The 21,813-nt window shown below is 51.4% G+C and carries 20 protein-coding genes; 13 read left to right on the top strand and 7 right to left on the bottom strand.

Features of this window, described 5'->3' with window-relative positions:
- The first annotated feature begins 9 nt into the window (after positions 1 to 9).
- Positions 10 to 1,044, top strand: a complete 1,035-nt coding sequence (locus tag CWI71_RS11235; protein WP_126755366.1) for a patatin-like phospholipase family protein — start codon at positions 10 to 12, stop codon at positions 1,042 to 1,044.
- Positions 1,045 to 1,109: 65 nt separating this feature from the next.
- On the opposite strand, the gene putP is transcribed toward CWI71_RS11235, so the two are convergent.
- From putP to pspF, 7 genes are read right to left on the bottom strand one after another with little or no spacing between them, the layout of a single operon-like run.
- On the bottom strand, positions 1,110 to 2,633 hold the full coding sequence (gene putP / locus CWI71_RS11230) for a sodium/proline symporter PutP (protein ID WP_126755365.1): 1,524 nt from the start codon (positions 2,631 to 2,633) through the stop codon (positions 1,110 to 1,112).
- A gap of 4 nt (positions 2,634 to 2,637) precedes the next feature.
- The gene (locus CWI71_RS11225) at positions 2,638 to 3,438 is read right to left on the bottom strand and encodes an ATP-binding cassette domain-containing protein (RefSeq protein WP_126755364.1); all 801 of its coding nucleotides are present in this window, start codon (positions 3,436 to 3,438) and stop codon (positions 2,638 to 2,640) included.
- The gene (locus tag CWI71_RS11220; protein ID WP_126755363.1) at positions 3,431 to 4,429 is read right to left on the bottom strand and encodes an oligopeptide/dipeptide ABC transporter ATP-binding protein; all 999 of its coding nucleotides are present in this window, start codon (positions 4,427 to 4,429) and stop codon (positions 3,431 to 3,433) included. The genes CWI71_RS11225 and CWI71_RS11220 overlap by 8 nt, the downstream gene beginning before the upstream one ends.
- On the bottom strand, positions 4,426 to 5,322 hold the full coding sequence (locus CWI71_RS11215; RefSeq protein ID WP_126755362.1) for an ABC transporter permease subunit: 897 nt from the start codon (positions 5,320 to 5,322) through the stop codon (positions 4,426 to 4,428). The genes CWI71_RS11220 and CWI71_RS11215 overlap by 4 nt, the downstream gene beginning before the upstream one ends.
- Entirely contained in the window at positions 5,309 to 6,340 is a 1,032-nt protein-coding gene (locus CWI71_RS11210; protein WP_126755361.1) for an ABC transporter permease, read from the bottom strand. The genes CWI71_RS11215 and CWI71_RS11210 overlap by 14 nt, the downstream gene beginning before the upstream one ends.
- Positions 6,337 to 7,971 (bottom strand): ABC transporter substrate-binding protein, encoded by a 1,635-nt coding sequence (locus CWI71_RS11205; RefSeq protein WP_126755360.1) that lies wholly within the window; start codon positions 7,969 to 7,971, stop codon positions 6,337 to 6,339. The genes CWI71_RS11210 and CWI71_RS11205 overlap by 4 nt, the downstream gene beginning before the upstream one ends.
- Positions 7,972 to 9,048 carry a phage shock protein operon transcriptional activator gene (gene pspF / locus CWI71_RS11200; protein ID WP_126755359.1) on the bottom strand — a complete coding sequence of 359 codons (1,077 nt, stop codon included), beginning with the start codon at positions 9,046 to 9,048 and terminating at the stop codon, positions 7,972 to 7,974. It lies immediately after the preceding gene.
- 233 nt (positions 9,049 to 9,281) lie between these two features.
- On the opposite strand from pspF, the gene pspA reads away from it, so the two are divergent.
- The 12 genes from pspA (at position 9,282) to CWI71_RS11140 (ending at position 21,643) form a co-directional block, all read left to right on the top strand.
- Positions 9,282 to 9,953 carry a phage shock protein PspA gene (gene pspA / locus CWI71_RS11195; RefSeq protein ID WP_126755358.1) on the top strand — a complete coding sequence of 224 codons (672 nt, stop codon included), beginning with the start codon at positions 9,282 to 9,284 and terminating at the stop codon, positions 9,951 to 9,953.
- 75 nt (positions 9,954 to 10,028) lie between these two features.
- Positions 10,029 to 10,268: an envelope stress response membrane protein PspB gene (gene pspB, locus CWI71_RS11190; RefSeq protein WP_126755357.1), complete on the top strand. Its 240-nt coding sequence runs from the start codon at positions 10,029 to 10,031 to the stop codon at positions 10,266 to 10,268.
- Positions 10,265 to 10,666, top strand: coding sequence for an envelope stress response membrane protein PspC (pspC, locus tag CWI71_RS11185; RefSeq protein ID WP_126755356.1), 402 nt, complete (start codon positions 10,265 to 10,267; stop codon positions 10,664 to 10,666). The genes pspB and pspC overlap by 4 nt, the downstream gene beginning before the upstream one ends.
- Before the next feature lie 142 nt (positions 10,667 to 10,808).
- On the top strand, positions 10,809 to 12,065 hold the full coding sequence (locus CWI71_RS11180; protein ID WP_126755355.1) for a trans-sulfuration enzyme family protein: 1,257 nt from the start codon (positions 10,809 to 10,811) through the stop codon (positions 12,063 to 12,065).
- Positions 12,058 to 12,852, top strand: coding sequence for a phenylalanine 4-monooxygenase (gene phhA, locus CWI71_RS11175; RefSeq protein ID WP_126755354.1), 795 nt, complete (start codon positions 12,058 to 12,060; stop codon positions 12,850 to 12,852). Before CWI71_RS11180 ends, phhA begins: the two co-directional genes overlap by 8 nt.
- 30 nt (positions 12,853 to 12,882) lie before the next feature.
- Positions 12,883 to 13,227, top strand: coding sequence for a 4a-hydroxytetrahydrobiopterin dehydratase (locus CWI71_RS11170; RefSeq protein WP_126755353.1), 345 nt, complete (start codon positions 12,883 to 12,885; stop codon positions 13,225 to 13,227).
- Between the two features lie 126 nt (positions 13,228 to 13,353).
- The gene (gene tyrR / locus CWI71_RS11165; RefSeq protein ID WP_126755352.1) at positions 13,354 to 14,925 is read left to right on the top strand and encodes a transcriptional regulator TyrR; all 1,572 of its coding nucleotides are present in this window, start codon (positions 13,354 to 13,356) and stop codon (positions 14,923 to 14,925) included.
- Positions 14,926 to 15,141: 216 nt separating this feature from the next.
- Positions 15,142 to 16,218, top strand: a complete 1,077-nt coding sequence (gene hppD / locus CWI71_RS11160) for a 4-hydroxyphenylpyruvate dioxygenase (RefSeq protein WP_126755351.1) — start codon at positions 15,142 to 15,144, stop codon at positions 16,216 to 16,218.
- Positions 16,211 to 17,347: a homogentisate 1,2-dioxygenase gene (locus tag CWI71_RS11155; RefSeq protein ID WP_126755350.1), complete on the top strand. Its 1,137-nt coding sequence runs from the start codon at positions 16,211 to 16,213 to the stop codon at positions 17,345 to 17,347. Before hppD ends, CWI71_RS11155 begins: the two co-directional genes overlap by 8 nt.
- A gap of 13 nt (positions 17,348 to 17,360) precedes the next feature.
- Positions 17,361 to 18,380, top strand: a complete 1,020-nt coding sequence (locus tag CWI71_RS11150) for a fumarylacetoacetate hydrolase family protein (RefSeq protein WP_126755349.1) — start codon at positions 17,361 to 17,363, stop codon at positions 18,378 to 18,380.
- A 23-nt stretch (positions 18,381 to 18,403) separates the two neighbouring features.
- Entirely contained in the window at positions 18,404 to 19,045 is a 642-nt protein-coding gene (maiA, locus tag CWI71_RS11145) for a maleylacetoacetate isomerase (protein WP_126755348.1), read from the top strand.
- A gap of 102 nt (positions 19,046 to 19,147) precedes the next feature.
- On the top strand, positions 19,148 to 21,643 hold the full coding sequence (locus CWI71_RS11140; RefSeq protein ID WP_126755347.1) for a S9 family peptidase: 2,496 nt from the start codon (positions 19,148 to 19,150) through the stop codon (positions 21,641 to 21,643).
- Positions 21,644 to 21,813 lie beyond the last annotated feature (170 nt).

Genomic DNA, 21,813 nt, shown 5'->3' with positions numbered 1-21,813 from the left:
TTTAACGCGATGAGTTCTGTAAAAGTTGCTCTCGCACTAGGCTCTGGTGCAGCGAGGGGATGGTCCCATATAGGCGTAATTAAAGCTCTGCAGGAAATGGGTATTGAAGTCAATATCGTTGCAGGTACATCAATCGGCTCCCTTGTGGGGGCCGGTTTTGTTTCCGGACGTATCAATGAACTCGAAGAGTGGGTGCGGGACATGGGCCGCTGGCAGGTTTTCAACTTGCTCGATTTTGGTTTCAGCCATGGCGGCATTATCCAGGGCGAAAAAGTATTCAGCCACGCCCGCGAGCGCTTCGGTGCCGTTGAAATTGAACACCTTGATATCATCTATGGCGCAGTTGCTACCGACCTTTATACTGGCCGTGAGGTTTGGCTGCGCGAAGGCGATATCTATCATGCCGCGCACTCGTCCTGTGCCATGCCAGGGCTGCTGGCGCCTACCTCGCATAATGGCCGCTGGCTGGTCGATGGCGGGCTGGTAAACCCGGTACCGGTCTCGTTATGTAAGGCACTGGGCGCAGACTTTGTGATTGCAGTACATCTTAACTCCCAGTTGAACGCGGCCGCCATTCAGGCGCGCGGTAAGCATATTCCGCCACAGCCTGAGCCACAGGCGGATATTCAGGCGGTACCGAAGACCAGCACTACCGCGGTCGACACCGGCGAGGCCAATGAAACCAGTGATTTGCTGAAACAGGCGAACGGTAAGGCCGAAGAGGGCTTTTTTAAAAACTTTCTGAGCACCAGCGGGCAGTATTGGGAGAGCGTGCGCGACAAATTTAGTGGTCCGTCGCATAAAGCGCCCGGCATGCTGGGTGTAATGGCCGGGGCGATTGATATTATGCAGGAACGTATCACTAAAGGTCGTATTGCCGGTGATCCGCCAGATATTCTGGTGCAACCGAAACTTGGCCATATTGGCCTGCTTGAGTTTGAACGTGGTAACGAGGCCATTGATATTGGCTACGAGACCACTATGCGCATGAAAGACTACATTTTAAGTGAGTTAGAACTCTACACCGAACGCCAGAGCCTATAAAAAAACCGCAACCTTTTCAGGTTGCGGTTTTGTTTTAACGCTCCAATGCTTCGACGCTTCAACGCTTAAGCTTGTTCAAGCTTGCGTTCCATTTCATCAAAAGTATCACGCAGTTCAGTATCAGGCTTCGCAGTCATTGAACTGACCACTAACACTGCCAGAGTACAGACAATAAACCCTGGAATAATTTCATAGACATAACTGCTTAACGGTTGCCCTTCAATCACTGGCACGTAAATCCAGAACAATACCGTTGCGGCACCGGTCACCATACCTGCAAGGGCACCATGACGGTTCATGCGCTTCCAGAACAGGCTCAGAATAATGACAGGACCAAACGCTGCACCAAAGCCTGCCCAGGCATTAGCCACCAGGCCTAAAATGGTATTTTCCGGGTTCCAGGCCAGCGCAATGGCGACCAGAGAAACGATCAGTACTGAAATTCGACCTACCAATACCAGTTCTTTTTCACTCGCGTCATGACGCAGGAAGGCTTTGTAAAAGTCTTCGGTCAGTGAGCTTGAGGTCACCAGCAATTGCGACGAAATGGTACTCATGATAGCAGCAAGGATCGCTGCCAGCAGGAAACCGGCAATTAACGGGTGGAACAGGAATTGCGAGAAAATAATAAAGATGGTTTCAGGGTCGGCCAGCGTCATTCTCGTTTCAACAACATAAGCAATACCGACAAAACCGGTGACCATGGCGCCGATAATTGAAACCGTCATCCACGAAATACCGATACGACGGGCCGTCTTAATATCCTTCACTGAGCGGATGGCCATGAAACGCACAATAATATGCGGTTGACCAAAATAGCCCAGACCCCAGGCCAGCAATGAGATAATTCCGAGGAATGACAACTGGTTCAGCATGGGATCAGCAATTGCGCCATCGCGGAAAAAACGCAGGAAGTCGGGGTTAATTGCACGTACCTGCTCGGTCACTGAAGCCATACCGCCTAAGTCAAAGATGGCAACAACAGGCACCAACACCAACGCGACAAACATAATGCAACCCTGCACGAAGTCCGTCATGCTAACCGCCAGGAAGCCACCAAATAAGGTATAGGCGCAGACGACGCCGGCGGTCACCCATAACCCAAGGCTGTACTCTAAGCCGAACGCAGAGCTGGCGAATAGCTTACCGCCGGCAACCAGACTGGCAGAGGTATAAAGGGTAAAGAAGATAATAATAACCACTGACGAAAAAACGCGTAATAAACGCGCTTTGTCATTAAACCGGTTGGCGAAATAATCAGGAATGGTAATCGAATCGTTAGCGACTTCGGTATACATACGTAGTCGCGGTGCGACAATGATGTAGTTAAGATAAGCGCCGATCACCAGACCGACCGCGATCCATAACTGTGAGACACCAGAGACATAGATAGCTCCGGGTAAACCCATCAGCATCCAGCCACTCATGTCAGACGCGCCGGCAGATAATGCGGTCACGCCAGGGCCTAAGCGGCGGCCACCGAGCATATATCCTGAAACATCATCCGTCGATTTTTTATAAGCGTACAGACCAATCCCCAGCATTGCTATGAAATAGAGCGCTAATGATATAAGCGTACCTGTTTCCAAAGCTTCACTCCTTCGTTGTTGAATGTAACGGCACTTTATATTTATGTTCTGAGTGCAGCAGGGTTTTGGTTAGCTGCTCCTCAGGGTGATTTATGAGTGCCTTCGTTGTACCAAACTCAATCATTTTACCACGATGCATTATCAATATCTTGTCTGAAACGTGTTTCACGATCTCCGCCGAATGAGAAACGAAAATAAACGAAATGCCCATATCTTCCTGAAGATCGAGGATCAAATTAATGATTTGAGCTCTAATCGATGGGTCGAGTGCCACAAAGGCTTCATCGGCGACGACAATTTGTGGTTCGAGCACAATAGCGCGGGCGATGGCGACCCGTTGTTGTTGTCCGCTGGAAAGCATATGCGGATAAAAATCGTAGTGGTCAGGCAACAGACCGACCTGACTCAGCACCTGGTGCACGCGTTCCTTTTGTTGCGGGTAATTCAGGTCAGTATTGAATATCAACGGCTCACAGAGTTGCTTACCAACGGTAATCTGCGGATTAAGCGAGCGTAAGCTGTCCTGAAAAATCATCCGCACGTGACGACAGCGTTGCCGGTCACTCATACGTGTCAGGCTTTGGCCATTGAGAAAAATATCGCCCGAGGAGGGGCGCTCCGCACCGGCAATAATCTTGGCGATGGTCGATTTGCCAGAGCCGGTTTCCCCCATAATCGCCAGGGTCTCGCCACGCTCCAGACTGAAACTCACAGGCTCGAGCGCACACACAGGTTTGCCCGGCATCCAGCCATCTTTATGAACGTAATACTTACTGACTTCGTGAACCTCGAGTAACTTACTCATGGTCATCCTCCTCCCGCAACGGGAAGAAGCAGGCGAACTCTACCTGGCCGCGTTTGGTTAAGCCAGGCTCGTGAATACAGGCACTGCGCGCGTAGGGACAACGCGGGCCGAGGCGGCAGCCAATCGGCATATGCTGTAGCGTTGGAATAGCGCCGGACAAGGTCGGCAAACGGGTCTTCGGAGCGGTTTCCTGATTAAACAGACTCATGCTAAGCATCGCATCTGTATACGGGTGATAGGGCTTTTGCATCACTTCTTCGGTCGGCCCCGTTTCCATTAACTGACCGCAGTAGATAAGGCTGATGCGTTGGCTTTCGGGGATGACCGCGGTCAGATCCTGGGTAATCATCAGAATCGACATGCCCTGGCTGCCACTTAACTTGGCCAGCAGGCGGTAGATCTGACCCCGTGTATTGGGCTCCATTGCAGTAGTTGGCTCATCGGCAATCAATAACTTAGGATTGTGGGCGATAGCCATGGCAATACTAATTTTCTGCGCTAATCCCTCAGACAATTCGTGTGGATAGCGCTCCATCACATCATCGGTATCTTTTATGCCAACCCGGTGCAATAAGCGTTCGGCACGGGTCTGGCGGTCGGCGCGGCGTTTCAGGTAAATACCGCTAAGATCACCCACAGGGATACTCTCGCGTAACTGAGCGCCGACTTTATCGTTCGGGTCAAGATAGGTGCTCGGATCCTGAAAAATCATCGCCATATCGCGCCCGGTGACAATACGCCTTTGTGACGCGTTCAGTGCCAGTAAGTCATAATGTCGCCACCACAGTCTGTCTGCCGTGATCTTCCAGCGCGGATTAATGAATCCGAGAATGGCCTTGGCAAGCAGACTTTTACCTGAACCTGACTCACCCACCAGGGTATGAATTTCGCCTTCTGCCAGTTGCAGGTTAAAACGATCGAGTACCCGTACCGGGCCGTTGTCGGTTGCCAGCTCAATGGAGAGGTTACGAATATCAAGAATGGCACTCATGAGTTGCGTACTCGCTCAGCAATTGCGGCGCGGATACTGTCACCCAGCACATTAATTGAGAGAATGGTGAGAAACAGCGCTAAACCGGGTAATACCATCATCCAGGGCGACAGATAAACCTGATCAAGACTGCGCGCCAGCATGGTACCCCACTCCGGCGCGGGAGCCTGTACCCCCAGGCCCAGGAAGCCCAGCGCGGCAATATCAAGAATGGCGGTGGATAAGGCAAATGTCGTCTGCATAACTAGCACGCTGGTAATGTTCGGAAAAATAACCCGGGTCAGCATGTACCATCGGGTCACGCCATTCAAGCGCGATGCGGTAACATACTCTTTATAGCGCTCATCGTAGATTGCGTTATGGACCACATGGATGAACTGCGGGATTAGCACCAGCGTAATAGCAAACATTACATTAACTAACGACGGCCCGAGAATAGCAATGATCACCAACGCCAGGAGCAACGATGGAATAGATAAAATAACGTCTAGCAGATGGTTCAGAGTTGAGGACTGAACACCACGTGACATACCTGCCCAGGCGCCGATGCTGACGCCGATCAATGCCGCAAAAAGTACTGCGACGAGCGGATAGCCCAAGCTATAAACCGAACCCGCAATAATGCGTGAGAGTATATCGCGGCCTAAATCGTCAGTACCGAACAGGTAGCGGATCTCGCCCTGATCGTCCCAGCTTGGTGGCTGAAGAATGGCGTCCGCAAACTGGCTGTCTGGATTGAACGGTGTAATCCAGGGCGATAACAACATCATTACGATGGCTACCGCCAGAAAATAAAACGCAGCCACGGCAAACGGATTGGCATTCATGTGCAGCCAGATCTGTCTGAGCGGCGAGGGCTCGCGTTGTTGAAAATAAATATTAGTGTTCGGCATACAACTCCTTGCGCACTTGCGGATAGCGCCAGGCATGGAAGAGTTCAACAGCCACGTTAACTAACAAAATAATCGCCGCAATAGCAAACAATCCGCCTTGCATTACCGGATAATCACGCTCGTAAATACTTTTGACCAGCCAGCCACCGATGCCGGGCCAGTTAAAAATCACTTCGGTGACAATAATATTGCTCATCAGCACGCTGAACATCAGGCCAAGTTGGCGCACCACAGGTTGCATGGCGTTAGGAAGGGCATGGCGTAATAAAATCCGGGCCTCACTAAGGCCGCGGGCCCGGGCCGCGCGAATGAAGTTTTGTTGCAATACGTCAAGCATACTGTTGCGGGTGATCCGCATCAACATAGTAGCCGGCATAATGGCCAGTACAATAACTGGCAACCACAGATGATTGATGGCATCGGCCAGCGCCGCGCTTTTGTAGGACGAGTCGCTGAGTAAAATGTCCGCAATAATCGCGCCACTCCGCACTTCAATATCAAATAACGGATTAATCTGTCCGGAAATGGGGGTCCAGCCCAGTTTGACGGCAAAAAACAAAATAAATAGCTGCGCTAACCAAAAGACGGGAATGGAGTAGGCACTGAGCGAGACGCCCATAATTACCCGGTCCATAGTGCCCCGTTGTTGACCTGCGGCGTACAAACCTAATGGGGCACCAATGACCAGGGCAAGAATCATGGCCAACAAGCTAAGCTCAAGCGTCGCCCCGAATAACGGCAATAATTCATTAAATACATCACGTTGGGTGGTGAGCGATTGCCCCCAGTCACCGGTCATGAAGTGACTCAGAAATGCCAGGTACTGCGCGAAAATCGATCCGTCAAAGTTGCGCTCGGCTACCAGGCGCTGGTAATGCAGCGCATCGGCGGAGCGTACACCGGTCATATTGGTCAGGGCGTCGCCGGGGAAAAAGTAATTCAACGCGAACAGGAAAACCGTTAGCAACCATAAGGTCACTAATAATAGGGTTAAGCGCCTTAAGCTGTAGCGGATCATGGCTGCGCTCCGTCACTGCGATAGGCCTGACGAAAGCTCACGCCGCCATAAGCCGGTACCTCAACGCCATGAATGTCACTGCGCGATGCCTGAAAACGCATGGAGTTCGCAATTGGGACGAGCGGGACCTCGCGGTAGATCCAGTTCTCCGCTTCATGATAAAGCTTCTTTCGGGTCTCGGTTTTGTTCTCAGTAATGGCACGAATGAGTAAGTCATCGAATTCAGGCACACACCAGTTCGCCCGATTGGTGCCAACATTGACCGCCGCGCAACTTAACAGTGGCCGGAAAAAGTTGTCCGGGTCGGCATTATCTGCAATCCAGCCGATTAACACACTGTCGTGTTCATCACGGGCCAGACGGCGGCGAAAGGCGTTCCACTCATAACTGACAATATTGGCCTGCACGCCGATATGTGCCAGATCGGACTGAATCAGCTCAGCCATTTTTTGTGCGTTCGGGTTATAGGCGCGTTGTACCGGCATGGCCCAGATATCAAAACTAAAACCTTCCGCAAGTCCGGCTTCGGTCAATAACTCACGCGCCCGCTGCGGATCATAGCCGTAGGTTAAATCAACCGGGCTATAGGCCCAGGAGGTCTCCGGCAACACACCTGTCGCTAGGCGTGCGTTACCGTTGTAGATGGTCTGAATAATGGCAGGCCGGTTGATGGCATGCGCCATTGCCCGGCGCACCAGGACGTTATCGAACGGCGGATGGTCAGTATTAAACGCCCAGAACGCGATATTAGGGTTGACCGTACTGGAGATCTGAATATCGTCACCGGTATCAAGCAAAGCAAGCTCTTCAACCAGCGGATAAGGGATCACATCACATTCGCCGGTTAACAGCTTTAACATGCGCTTATTCGCATTGGGGGTGATTGAATACACCAACTGTTCGATTTCCGGCGCCTCGCGCCAATAATTCTCATGGCGGTGATAACGAATAATCAGGTCTTTGCGAAACTCTTCGAAGACAAAAGGACCGGTGCCAATGGGCTGCTTATCCAGTTGCTCCGGTGTGCCCCGGGAAAGCAGTTCAGCGCCATACTCGGCAGATAAAATGACTGCGAAGTCAGTGGCTAGATTAGCTAAAAAAGAACTGTCACTACGACTCAACTGAAACTCTACCGTTTTATCGTCAATGACCGTCACTTGTTCGATGAGGCGATTAAGACCACTGGCAGTAAAGAACGGGTAACTACCGCCATTTACTTCGTGGTAAGGGTGTCCGGTATTGAGCCAGCGGCGAAAGCTAAAGGCTACGTCATGCGCCTGCAACGGGCGGGAGGGGGTAAACCAGGGTGTCTGATGAAACTGTACGTTGTCCCTTAAGGTAAAGCGATAGCGCTTACCCTTATCCATCGCTTGCCAGCGGGTCGCTAGTGCCGGGACAAACGCTTGCTGCTCGTCATCGTAATCAATCAGGCGGTCATAGAGCTGTGCTGAGGTGGCGTCGATGGTGGTGCCAGATGTGCCCAACTGTGGATTGAAGCTCTCGGGGTTGCCTTCCGAGCAATAGATAATCCCCTGCCGCAGCGGCGCGACTTCGTCACTGGCAGGGCTGCACGCTATCAGCGTACCTGTCACTGCTACAGATGCAAACAAACCGACTCGAAATAAGCGCATTTACCCGTTGGATCCGTCTAATAATGAGTATTTTTTTAAATAACCACGTAGTTGATGATAGGTCAGACCTAACAATTCCGCTGTTTTCTTCTGGTTAAATTGTGCATGGCGCAGCGCCTGTTGTAAAACTTCCGTCTCGTAATCGGCCATGGCTTCTTTGAAATCAATGTTGCCGTTGCTGAAATCGATAGCCGCAGTCGTGGGACCACAAGCCTCGTGTTCACTCGAATCTGGCATGCTGGTGGCTTGCTCAGCAGGGCTAGTGTTATTGCGGTGTGCTGCTGGTTGTGGGCGCCAGGGGCTGGCAAAGGGGTCAATAATTATTTCGTCAAGCGGCACCGCGCCGCTGCCAAGTCGATATACGGAACGCTCGACAACGTTCTTTAACTCACGGATATTGCCAGGCCAGTCGTAATCTAATAAGCAACGCTTCGCGCGCTCAGTAAAGCCACTGAACAGCTCGAACTTGAGCTCGCGCGCCATTTGAATGGCAAAGTTTTCGGCCAGCAGTAAGATGTCCTCGCGGCGCTCTCGTAACGGCGGCAGGGTAATAACATCAAAGGCAAGGCGGTCGAGTAAGTCGGCGCGAAACTCGCCTTGCTCAGCAAGGCTGGGCAGGTCTTCGTTGGTCGCCGCAATCAAGCGCACATCAGTCGTAACGGTTTTGTTGCCGCCGACCCGCTCGAACTCACCGTATTCGATGACCCGCAGTATTTTTTCCTGTACCAGCGCCGAAGTATTCGCCAGCTCGTCAAGAAATAAAGTCCCTTGATCGGCGCGCTCAAAACGCCCCTCATGGCGTTTTTGGGCACCAGTAAAGGCTCCGGCTTCATGGCCGAATAACTCACTTTCAAGCAGACTTTCACTTAATGCAGCGCAATTAAGTTTGACGTAGTTCTGCTCCCAGCGCTGGGAAAGGAAATGCAGGCGCGCGGCGATAAGCTCTTTACCAGTGCCACGTTCACCGATAATCAGCACGGGCTTGCTCAGCGGTGCGATTTGCGAGACCTGTTCTAAAACGGCTAAAAAGCTGTTAGCTTCGCCGAGCAGATTATCTGCTTCTCTGGAGCGGCCCATGGGAGAAACCCCTTTATTATTGTTGTCGTTTTCTTAGAAAGTATGCCGGTGGTTAATTTGGCTAATAATTAGTGTATTTGATAACGCTCTGGGGTCAAACAAAAAATTGCTTTATCGGGATAAATAGCGAAAAATCAGCGGATTAACGGTGTTTTGAAAAGTTGGCACGGTATCTGCATTAATTTCATCGACCGTAAAGTAACAGTTTCGAATCACAAGATGAGGACACGAACATGGGTATCTTTTCACGTTTTACTGATATCGTAAATTCGAACATCAACGCGCTGCTTGATAAGGCAGAAGATCCTGAAAAAATGGTGCGTCTGATTATTCAGGAAATGGAAGACACATTAGTTGAGGTGCGCTCAACGTCAGCACGTCTCATCGCTGAGAAAAAAGACACTGAGCGTCAGATGACGCGCTATCAGTCTGAAGTCAGCGAGTGGGACAAGAAAGCTGAGCTGGCACTGAACAAAGATCGGGATGATCTGGCACGTCTGGCGCTGGTAGAAAAACGCAAGGCAGCCGAAGCCGTCAGCAGCCTGGAAACAGATGTCGAGCGCATTAATGAGCATTTGAACCGTCTGAATGAAGAAGTCGGCCAATTGCAGGAAAAGCTGGCTGATGCCAAGGCACGTCAGAAGACAATTATTATGCGCCAACGTGCTGCCAGCAGCCGTCTGGAAGTGAAAAAGCGTATCGATAGCGGAAAAATTGATGATGCAATGCACCGTTTCGAGCGTTATGAAGCTAAAATTGACGACTTAGAATCGCAGGTTGAGTCTTACGATATGGGTAAGAAAACCTTACGCGACGAGTTTGCTGAACTGGAAGGCGAAGATAAAATTAACGACGAGCTGGAAGCAATGAAAGCACGCGTTAAAAAAGATAAAAAAGCTGAGTAATTGAAACGACGCATGGCATCACCCGCAGGTCGCGGGTGTACGCCACGAGTGAAGTGACCAAAGGGAACCTTTATTATGGCTGACGTATTAGAAATGATGATTGCAGTGCCGCTGATTTTATTCATGATTTTCGTGGCACCTATTTGGGTCATCATGCATTACCGTAGCAAGCGCAAGATAAGCCAGGGTCTGTCGCAGGAAGAAATCCAGAACCTGCAGCATTTGGCTCAACAGGCGGAACAAATGCGTGAACGCATCAAGACGCTGGAGTCAATTCTTGATGCTGACGCTCCTACGTGGAGGGATCGCAAATGAATTATGACAACGACAAGAAGCCGCGCAAACAACTTTTGCGCGACAAGGCAAACGCTAAAATAGCCGGAGTCTGTGCAGGAATCGCGGACTACTTCAATATTGAGGCCTGGTTAGTGCGGATTATTGTCGTCACCGCGGTTATCTTCGGACATGGATTTGTTGTTATTCTTTATATCGCGGCATGGATGATTTTAGACGAAAAAAAGAGCGAAACGCAGCCACAGGAGCATAAGCCGGTCGGGTTGAAAACCCGGGTTTATCAGGCAGGCGAGCCGCCCCGCAAAGCCTTTCATGAAATTGACGAAGACTTTCGCGAACTGGAGCAACGCTTGCAGGCAATGGAGCGCTACGTGACCTCGAATGCCTACCAGGTGGACCGGGAACTGAGAAACCTCTGATTAGGACATTCACCGACGCAAGTGGAAAATTTGCGTTACACTCCAACCGCAACTCTGTCGACCTGACGAGTTGCGTTGCGCAAAGGCAGCATGCACTCTTGCATTGTCGACATTCTGGTCGACGCAGGAGGAACGACTGCCAATGCGCAACAATAATAATCACGCATCGCAATGGCAGCCAGCGACTGTGACCATCCACGGCGGAAAACGCCGGGACGAGCACGGCGCTTTGGTTGCACCTTTGTATCAGACTGCGACGTTTTCGTTTGAGACGACGGCGCAGGGCTCGGCACGTTTTGCCGGCGAACAGGAAGGCTACATCTACTCACGGTTAGGCAATCCCACCGTCAACGAACTTGAAGTGCGGGTTGCTCAGTTAGAGGGCTATGCCGCTGGCGCCGCCTCCGCAACGGGTATGGGAGCAGTATCGGCAGCGATGCTGGCGTTTTTAGAGCAGGGCGACCATGTCGTAGTCGCCGACGCCATCTACGGTTGCAGCTTTGCTTTATTCTCGCATTTGTTCGCCAAATTCGGTATCAGCGTCGACTTTGTTGACATGACGGACGCCAATAATGTCGCTGCCGCCATGCGTAGTAACACCAAAATGGTATTCATTGAAACCCCGGCCAATCCGCATTTAAAGGTCATTGATATTGCCGCAGTGGCGGCGATTGCTGAGCGTTATCAGGCACGGGTGATTGTCGACAATACCTTTATGACGCCGTTATTGCAGCGCCCGCGCGAGCAGGGCGCACACCTGGTCATTCATAGCGCCACCAAGTATCTCAATGGTCACGGTGACGTCGTCGCGGGACTCATCTGCGGCAGTGCTGAAGATATTGAACTGATCAAAATGACCACGCTCAAAGATATGGGCGCAACGATGAGTCCGCATGATGCCTGGTTGATACTACGTGGACTGAAGACACTGGATGTGCGTATGGAGCGGCATTGTCGTAATGCGATGCAGGTCGCCGACTACCTGGTAGGGCATAAGAAAGTACGTAGGGTTTACTTCCCGGGCTTGCCGGATCATCCGGCGCAACAGCTGATGGGAACACAGATGCATGGGTATGGTGCGGTTATTGCCTTTGAGCTGCAAGGTGATCAGGCCACCGCACAACGCATGTTAGATAGACTACAATTAATAACAATAGCGGTAAGCTTGGGTGATGCTGAGACATTAATCCAGCATCCGGCTTCAATGACGCACTCACCGTATACGCCTGAAGCGCGCGCTAAGGCGGGCATTTCTGACACCTTAGTACGGATCTCAGTGGGCCTTGAAGCCGTAGACGATATTTTACGCGACCTTGAGCAAGCGATTGGTTTTGCTTATAGCGCGTCGGACCCGGCCAAGCCCGCAGAACAACAAGGGGAACCTTTAGCTTATGGGTAAACAAAGCCAATACGTTTCACGCCAGCCAGACGAACATGGCATTATCGACTGGAGTGACGAGGAGAACGCGGTATGGCGCGATTTGGTTGCTCGCCAGTTGAAACATATTCCGGGTAAAGCCTGTGATGAATACATGGCCGGGCTTGAGCTACTCGACATGCCGCTGGATCGCATTCCGCAGCTGCACGAAATAAATGCGGTGCTGGAGGCGACGACCGGCTGGCAGGTGGCTCAAGTACCTGCGCTGATTCCCTTCGATAAGTTTTTCGAGTTGCTGGCAAACAAACAATTTCCGGTCGCCACGTTTATTCGTACACGCGAAGAGTTCGACTATTTACAGGAACCTGATATTTTTCATGAAATTTTCGGGCATTGTCCGCTATTAACGAACCCCGCGTTTGCCCACTTTACTCACCAGTACGGTAAACTAGGGTTGAATGCGACACCGAAAGAGCGTGTTTATCTGGCACGGCTATATTGGTTTACCGTTGAGTTTGGGCTGTTGCAGACCAAAGACGGGTTACGCATTTATGGCGGCGGCATTTTGTCCTCGCCGGGTGAGACTGAGTATGCGATCCATAGCGATAAGCCTGAGCGTAAGCCGTTGGTACCGCTGGACGCGTTGCGCACCCCGTATCGCATTGACATCATGCAGCCGATTTACTACACCATCGAAAGTACCGATAAGTTATTTGAAATTGCCGATCTTGATATCATGGCGCTGGTGCATGAGGCGATGGAACTGGGCTTGTTTGAACCCAAGTTTCCGCCAAAAAACGCTGCTTAAAAAAGAATACTAATCAACATGGAGTAAGAAATGTCTGATTTAAAAAACCAGAAGTGTGAAGCCTGTAATGCTGAAGCTCCGAAGGTCAGCGATGAAGAGCTTGCTGAACTGATGCGCGAAATTCCTGAGTGGACACCGGTTACGCGTGACGGCGTGATGCAGCTGGAGCGTGAGTTTAAGTTTAAAAACTTTAAACAGGCACTGGCATTCACTAATCGTGTCGGTGAGGTCGCGGAAGAAGAGTTTCATCATCCTACGCTGACCACTGAGTGGGGCAAAGTCACCGTCACCTGGTGGACCCACGCCATTGAAGGTTTGCATAAAAATGACTTTATTATGGCGGCCCGTACTGATGCCGTGGTTGATGCGGATTAAGTAAGCCGCAGGCGCCATAAATTGGCGTCGCATCGTGAAAAGAACAAGCCTCTGCCTAGTGACGGGCAGAGGCTTTTTTGTGTATACTTTAGTTTACATATTTCCTGCAATTGATAAGAAGTAACAATGCGTCTTGAAATTACCTGTGATGACCGTCTGGGCCTGTGTCAGGATGTTTTACAGATCTTACGTGACCGCGAAATCGACCTGCGCGGCATTGAAGTTGATCCGAAAGGTAAAATTTTTCTCAATTTCCCGGAGCTGGAATTTAAAGACTTCCAGCATTTGATGCCGGAGATTCGACGCATTCCCAACGTGAAAGACGTTAAAACCGTACCTTTCATGCCTTCTGAGCGTGAACATTTCGAATTCAGCTTACTGCTGAACAAGTTACCTGACCCGGTGCTTTCCGTGGACGCTCGCGGCACCATTGACATTGCCAATGATGCCGCGGTGTTGTTGTTGTCCGACACGCGTCAACATTTACCTGGTACTGCTATTAATCATTGGTTAAGTGGCTTTAACGTGCAGCGCTGGCTGGAACGCGAACCGACCGATCCGCATACCGTTCAGGTGACGGTAAATGGTGCCAAATACTTTGCCGAACTGATGCCGGTCTGGGTGAAAGACGAGCATGGCGCGACCAGCTTTGCTGGCGCTGTACTGACCTGTAAGCCACAGCCACTCAGTAGTCAGTGGCAACGCACCGGCCAACATGACGCTTTTCAGCCGCTGTTGGGCGAGCATCCGGCAATGCGCAAACTGTTAAAAGAAGCCCGCCGCATGGCTGAACTGAATGTACCGTTATTGATTCAGGGCGAAACCGGTGTTGGCAAAGAGTTGCTGGCGCGGGCCTGTCATCAGGCCAGTCCGCGCGCCGATAAGCCGTTTTTAGCGATCAATTGCGCGGCGCTGCCGGACAATGTCGCCGAAAGTGAGTTATTCGGCCATGGCAAAGGCAGCCTGGGTCCGCATACCGAAGCGAAAAAGGGCATTTTCGAGCAGGCGAATGGTGGTACTGTGTTACTGGATGCGGTCGGAGAAATGTCAAATGGCTTGCAGGCTAAATTGCTCAGGTTTATTCAGGATGGCAAGTTCCGTCGCATCGGCGAAGAAGCCGAAGTCGCTGTCGATGTGCGGATGATTTGTTCTGCGCATGATGATCTGCTAGATCGGGTTGAGGCCGGCGAATTCCGTGAAGATTTGTACTATCGGCTGAATGTCCTGACCCTGATATTGCCGCCGTTGCGTGAGCGCAAATCCGATATTCCGCTTCTGGCGGACCATTTTACCCTGCAGGCCTGTCAGCGTCTCGGCCGTAGCCTGGTGCTGCTGACCCCGCAGTGCCGTGAGTTATTGCTGGGGTATCAGTGGCCTGGTAATGTCCGGCAATTAGAGAATGTACTGTTTCGCTCCATTTCGATGCTTGAGGGCGATCGGCTGGAAGTCAGTGATCTGCATTTGCCGAAAATGACGGCCATGCAGGACAATGTCGCCGTCGATCTCGAAGAAGGCAGTCTTGAGGAAGCAGTGAAAAAATTTGAATCTACTATTTTACGTCGCCTTTATCCCAGCTATCCAAGCACCCGTCAACTGGCGAAAAAGCTGGGGCTATCCCATACCGCGGTGGCCAATAAGTTACGCGAGTACGGCATTGGCAAGCAGCGTCGTAAGTCGTTGAAAGTGCCTGCCAAGTAAAGCAAAGTTTACGAGTTGGGCCGCGCTTGTACGGTTTTAGCTACACTGCGATCGCAAATCCTCGGCTAAACTTGATCTGTATCAATAAGTTTACAAAACTTCCTCACCAGCAGCGGCCCGCTAACTGCCGTCGTGTGCTGGCTTATCGCCCGCGTGCATAGTAGAACATAGGCGACAATTACATAAGCGCTCAGCGTGAGCCACGAGGACAACAGCATGACTGATATTAACTATAACCCATTACAAACCGACGGTTTCGAATTTGTCGAGTATACCGCGCCGAATGCGGAAGGCATTGCCGCGCTGAAAGATCTGTTCGTAAAGCTTGGTTTTACTGAAGTAGCAAAACATAAAACCAAAGAAGTCTGGCTTTACAAACAAAACGACATCAATTTTATCGTGAACGCCGAGACCGGTGGTCAGGCGGAAGCCTTTGCTAAAGACCATGGCCCCAGCGTCTGTGGTATGGCCTGGCGGGTGAAAGATGCCGAGCATGCTTTTGAACATGCGGTGAAAAATGGCGCAAAGCCGTTCCAGCGTGAGGTGAGTGGTGACCAGGCGACGTTCCCGGCAGTTTACGGCATCGGCGAGAGCGTGTTGTATTTCATCGATAACTACGATGGTATGGGCGTGTATGAGCAGGACTTCGACTTCTACGATAACTGGGAAGAGAAAATGCGTGAACACGCCGCGGGCCTGTACGAAGTTGACCACCTGACCCACAACGTATTCCGTGGCAATATGGATACCTGGGCGGGCTTTTATGAGCGCATCGGTAACTTCCGTGAAATTCGTTATTTTGACATTGAAGGTAAGCTGACCGGGCTGTTGAGCCGCGCCATGACCGCACCATGTGGCAAAATCCGTATTCCAATTAATGAATCACATGACGATAAGTCACAGATTGAAGAGTACTTGCGTGAGTACAAAGGCGAGGGCATTCAGCATATCGCACTGACCAGCGACAATATTTATAAAACCGTTCGTGATCTGCGTAACATTGGCATGGACTTTATGCCGACCCCTGATACTTATTACGAGAAAATCGACGAGCGGGTTGAGGGTCATGAAGAAAACGTTGATGACCTGCGCGAGCTGCAAATCCTGATCGACGGTGCACCCATGAAAGATGGCATTTTGCTGCAAATCTTTACCAAAACCGTTATCGGCCCGGTATTCTTCGAAATCATTCAGCGTAAAGGCAATGAAGGCTTCGGCGAAGGTAACTTCAAAGCGTTGTTTGAGTCGATCGAAGAAGATCAGATCCGTCGTGGAGTGTTAAACGATGCGTAAATGGATCAGCTTTCCGAAACAGGTTGGCGTGACCTCAAAGCAGGCCCACGCTGACTTTCCGGAGCAGGCGATCTATGAACGTGAAGTCGGGCGTAGTGGTTTTTTTGGCCCGGCTACGCATTTTCATCATCGCCATGCGCCCACCGGGTGGAGCGATTGGGAAGGTGAGTTACGCCCGCGCAACTTTGACTTTAACAAGCTAAGCAACAATGCCACCCGCTCACCGTGGGAAGTGCCGCTGTTGTTGCATAATGCCCAGTGTAAATTCCGCATCTGGCGCTGCCAGGACAAAATGGACTTTTTGGTGCGTAATGCCGACGGTGACGAGCTGCTGTTCATCCATGAAGGGCGCACTGAGCTGTTTTGCGATTATGGTCATATCACCCTTGAAAAAGGCGACTATTTCTCAATTCCGCGTTCCACGTCGTGGCGACTGGAGCCGCTTGAGCCGTTGCAAATCGTGATGATTGAGGCGACTAACAGCGCCTATCAGTTACCGGAAAAAGGCCTGGTCGGTAATCATGCGATTTTCGATCCGGCGGTGCTTGATACGCCTGATATTGATGAAGCGTTCAAGCAACAGTACAGCGAAGAAGAGTGGCGGGTTGAGGTGAAGCGGCATAATCAGGTGGCGTGCATTACCTATCCGTTCAATCCGTTGGATGCGGTGGGCTGGCACGGTGATCTGGCACCGGTACGCATCAACTGGCGCGATATCCGGCCGTTAATGAGTCACCGCTATCATTTACCGCCTTCAGCGCACACCACCTTTGTTGCGGACGGTTTTGTCGTCTGTACCTTCGTACCACGCCCCATCGAGTCCGACCCGGGCGCGCTGAAAGTGCCTTTTTACCACAATAACGATGATTACGATGAGGTGTTGTTTTACCATGAAGGTGACTTTTTTAGTCGCGACAACATCGACAAAGGCATGGTGACCTTTCACCCTGCGGGCTTTACCCATGGTCCGCATCCGAAAGCATTTCAGGCCGGCCTCGAGTATAAAAAGAAATTCACTGACGAAGTGGCAGTGATGCTCGATACTCGCAATGCGTTAACTATGGGTGACGCATGTCAGTCCGTGGAAAACCCGGACTATGTTTATAGCTGGCAGGCAAAAGAAAAATAAGGCTCATTAATTTATGAAATTTGCAACCTATCGAAATGGTACACGCGATGGTCAGTTGATGCTGGTCAGTCGTGATCTTACGAAAGCTGTTGCGGTTCCGGCATTAGCTGAAACCTTACAGGAAGTTCTGGATGACTGGGAGGGCATTTCGCCTGAGCTGGAAAAAGTCTACGCTGCGCTGAATAATGGCGAACTCGATGACGCAGTGGATTTTGATGAAGCGCTGTGTGAGTCGCCCTTACCACGCGCTTATCAGTGGGCGGACGGCAGTGCGTATGTGAACCACGTCGAGCTGGTGCGTCGCGCTCGTAATGCCGAGATGCCACCAAGCTTCTGGACGGATCCCCTGATGTATCAGGGCGGCTCAGATGATTTTCTTGGGCCCAGAGATGATATTGAAATGGCCGATACCTCGTGGGGTATTGATTTTGAAGGCGAAGTCGCGGTCATCACTGATGATGTGCCAATGGGCGTGAGTGCTGCTGACGCCGGTCAATATATCCGTTTACTGATGCTGGTTAATGACGTCTCATTGCGCGGTCTGATCCCAAATGAATTGGGCAAGGGCTTTGGCTTCTTCCAGTCGAAACCCTCTTCAGCCTTTTCACCGGTTGCCGTAACGCCCGATGAGTTAGGTGACGCATGGCGCGACAACAAGGTACACCTGCCACTGTTAAGCTATTTCAACGCTGAAGCTTTTGGTAAGCCAGATGCGGGCGAAGATATGACCTTCGATTTCGCGCAGTTGGTTGCCCACGCGGCCAAGACCCGGCATTTGAGCGCCGGTGCCATTATCGGTTCAGGCACGGTGTCAAACAAGCAGGGCACCGACCATGGTAGTGCCATTAGTGAAGGCGGCGTCGGCTACAGCTGTATTGCTGAGGTACGGATGATTGAAACCATTCGTGACGGTAAGCCGAGCACCGGCTTTATGCAATTCGGTGACACCATCAAAATTGAAATGCAGGACGCGCAAGGAAACAGCATTTTTGGCAGTATCGACCAAAAAGTCGTACAGTATAAGCCTGAATAAGTTTTCTGATTTGGAGTCTGGTTATGGAACTCTACGGCTACTGGCGCTCCAGCGCCAGTTACCGGGCACGTATTGCCCTGAATTTCAAACAACTTGAATACAATTATATGCCGGTGCATCTGCTGAAAGAGGGCGGTCAACAGCACCAGCAGGCGTACCGACAGCTCAATCCAAATGGTCTGGTACCCACGCTCGTCGACGGCCAGGTGATTCTGCACCAGTCATTGGCGATCATTGAGTATCTGGAAGAAAAGTATCCTGAACGCTCACTATTACCGGGCACGCCACGGCAACGCGGTGCTATCCGGGCGCTGGCGCTGGACCTTTCCAGTGAGCTGCAGCCACTGATCAACCTGCGCGTACAGCAATACCTGAAACAGCAGCTGAACGTCAGTGACGATCAAAAGCAAATGTGGCTTGAGCACTGGTTTAAAGAAAGCTTTACGGCGTTTGAAAAGAACCTTGAGGAGGTCGCCGGTAACTATTGCGTAGGTGACGACTTCTCACTGGCAGATGTATGTCTGGTTCCGCAGGTCTACAGCGCGAAGCGTTTTGGCATTAATCTGGAAAGCTATCCGTTACTGTACGCGATTAATGAGCGCTTGTCGGAACTTAACTTTGTGGCAGCGGCTCACCCTGACGAACAGCCGGATGCTGAAGCCTGAACGCAAGAATCCAGAATTTCATCGCATGACACCAATGCCCAGCTCGTAAGTTGCTGGGCATTTTGCTTTAATGGCCATGATTTAATTAGAGGAAGCATCAGAATGAAAACTAAATTTGCCGTTTCTTTGCTTGCCGCGTTTGTTGCCGCATCCTGTGCTGCAACAGCGCCGTCAGGCCCGGCCCAGAGTGCTCAGGCACAGGCGCCACAAACACTTGAACTGACTGCACCTGAAGCCGCGACTGACGCGGCAGCTGGCGAGCTCACCATCAAACAGATCATGACCGATCAGGACTGGGTCGCGCGCTCGCCCAGTTCAGCCTATTGGCTGGTCAATGGTAATGGTATTTTGTATCAGCAAAAACGCGAGAACAGTGTCATCAGCGACTGGTATCACCTGCCACTGAATGAAACTGAGGCGCATCAGGTACCGCTGGCGAAGTTACATCAGTACGCATACAACGACGGCGTTTACAACGCCGACCGCACGCTGCTTGCGTATACCTTTGAAGGTAACCTGTTTGTCCGCGATCTGCAGCAGGACAAGACCATGCAACTGACGCGCGATGAGGCGCGCCAGACGCAGTTAAAGTTTCTGAATGACGGCCGTATTGCGTATCGTGAAGGCAATGATTTTTTTGCCGTGGATCCGCAAACCGGTATGACCCAGCAGTTGGTAGCTCTGGCAACGCGCAATAAGCCGGAGGCGGTAAGCGCACCTAAAGATTTTATTGAGCGTGAGCAAATCGAACTGATCAACTTTGTCCAAAAAGAGCGTCGTGACCGACAGGATCGCGCTGACTATCAGGATGAGTTAGCACAGGCGAACGACTCACTGGCACCGCAACCTTTCTACCTGGGTGACAATAAGCAGATAGTGGCGGCAAGCCTGTCGCCAGCGGGTGATAAGATGATTGTTGCCATCACTAGCCCGCAAAGCTGGCGTGATGACGGCGATATTATGCCGAATTATGTGGCCGAAAGTGGTCGCGTGGAAGCGGAATCTGTCCGTCGCCGGGTAGCTGATGCTAAGCCGGTGGAGCACCAGTTACTGATGCTCGATCTCAACAGCGGCAGCCAAACTCAGTTGACCTACAACACACTGCCAGGCTGGAACGAAGACGTCCTGGCAGAAGTGAAGGCCGAGAATTATGCGGCGCAGGGGAAAACCTATACGTCGGAGCCGAGCCCGCGGCCGATCACACTGATGCAGGACTGGGGGTGGCGAGATGGCGCAATTCGCTGGTCTGATCAAGGTGAAAATGCCGTGGTGATGCTCGAAGCCTGGGACAATAAAGATCGCTGGATTGCCTCACTGGACTTCGCTGGCAAGCAACTGGTGAATCAACATCGTCTGCATGATGATGCCTGGATCAACTACACCCATAACGAGTTTGGCTTCGTACCCGGCAGCAGCGACACCATCTGGTTCCAGAGTGAAGAAGACGGTTACGCGCATTTGTACACCAAGGAGCTCAACGGTGCGCAGCGTCAGCTCACCAGCGGTAAGTTTGTGACGGAAAATCCGGTTGCTGATCCGGTCACACAGCATCTGTACTTTACTGCCAACGTTAGCCATCCCGGCGTTTACGAGCTTTACCGGGTCGGTTTTGAGGATGCTGAGCTAGAGCAGCTGACCGATATGGATGGTATGGTCGAATCCTTTGACCTGAGCCCTGATCGTCAGCAAGTCTTATTCAGTTACTCCAGCGCTCTGCAGCCCAGCGAGCTGTATCGGAAGGAACTGACCAGCGACACCAGTGCAGAACGCCTTACCCATACGGTTACCGACGCGTTTATGGCTTATGACTGGACCGTTCCTGAGATTGTGCCCGTACCGTCAAGCCATGTGGATGATCCGATTTATACGCGGGTTTACTACCCGGAAGATTATGATGCCAATCGTGCCGAAAAGTATCCGGCAGTAGTCTTTATTCACGGTGCAGGGTATCTGCAGAACGCGCACGCGGGCTGGTCCAACTATCAGCGCGAGTTTATGTTCCATACCTTCCTGAACCAGCAGGGCTACGTGGTGTTCGATCTTGATTACCGCGGCTCTAAAGGCTACGGACGTGACTGGCGTACAGCCATTTACCGGCAAATGGGAACACCTGAAGTAGAGGATTTGGTCGACGTCGTCGCGTGGGCCGGTGCGAATACCAATGTTGATACGGACCGCATGGGCACTTATGGTGGCTCTTACGGCGGCTTTCTAACCTTTATGGCGCTCTTTAAAGAGCCCGGGTTATTCAAAGCAGGTTCGGCGTTACGCCCGGTATCAGATTGGGCGCACTATAATACCGGTTATACCTCAAACATCCTTAACCTGCCGGAAGATGATCCCATCGCTTACCGTCGCAGTTCGCCGATCTACTTCACTGAAGGCCTTGAGGATGCTTTGCTGATCAACTCGCCGATGGTTGATGACAACGTGTTCTTCCAGGACAGTGTGCGCTTGGTACAGCGTCTGATTGAGCACGAGAAGGAAGACTTTGAGACGGCCATTTTCCCGGTCGAACCCCATGGCTTCCGTCAACCATCAAGCTGGCTTGATGAATACCGTCGTATTTATAAGCTGTTTGAAGAGAATCTCAAGTAGTCAGAAACGATTGAGTCGCAAATAAAAAACCGGGCATCAAGCCTAATGCCAGTCAGTTAAGAGCTGACTGGCATTTTTTTTACGGGGTATTTGACCTGCTTGGATCGCACTTCTCGTGGATAAATTCGTTCGGTTCTCCTCATTGGTAGGATGAAGTGCTCCCCGAGATC

This window comes from Pseudidiomarina insulisalsae (genome assembly GCF_003987065.1).
GTDB classification, from domain to species: domain Bacteria; phylum Pseudomonadota; class Gammaproteobacteria; order Enterobacterales; family Alteromonadaceae; genus Pseudidiomarina; species Pseudidiomarina insulisalsae.
The sequence above is the reverse complement of the archived record's forward strand: the minus strand, read 5'-3'. Positions and strand labels throughout refer to the sequence as shown.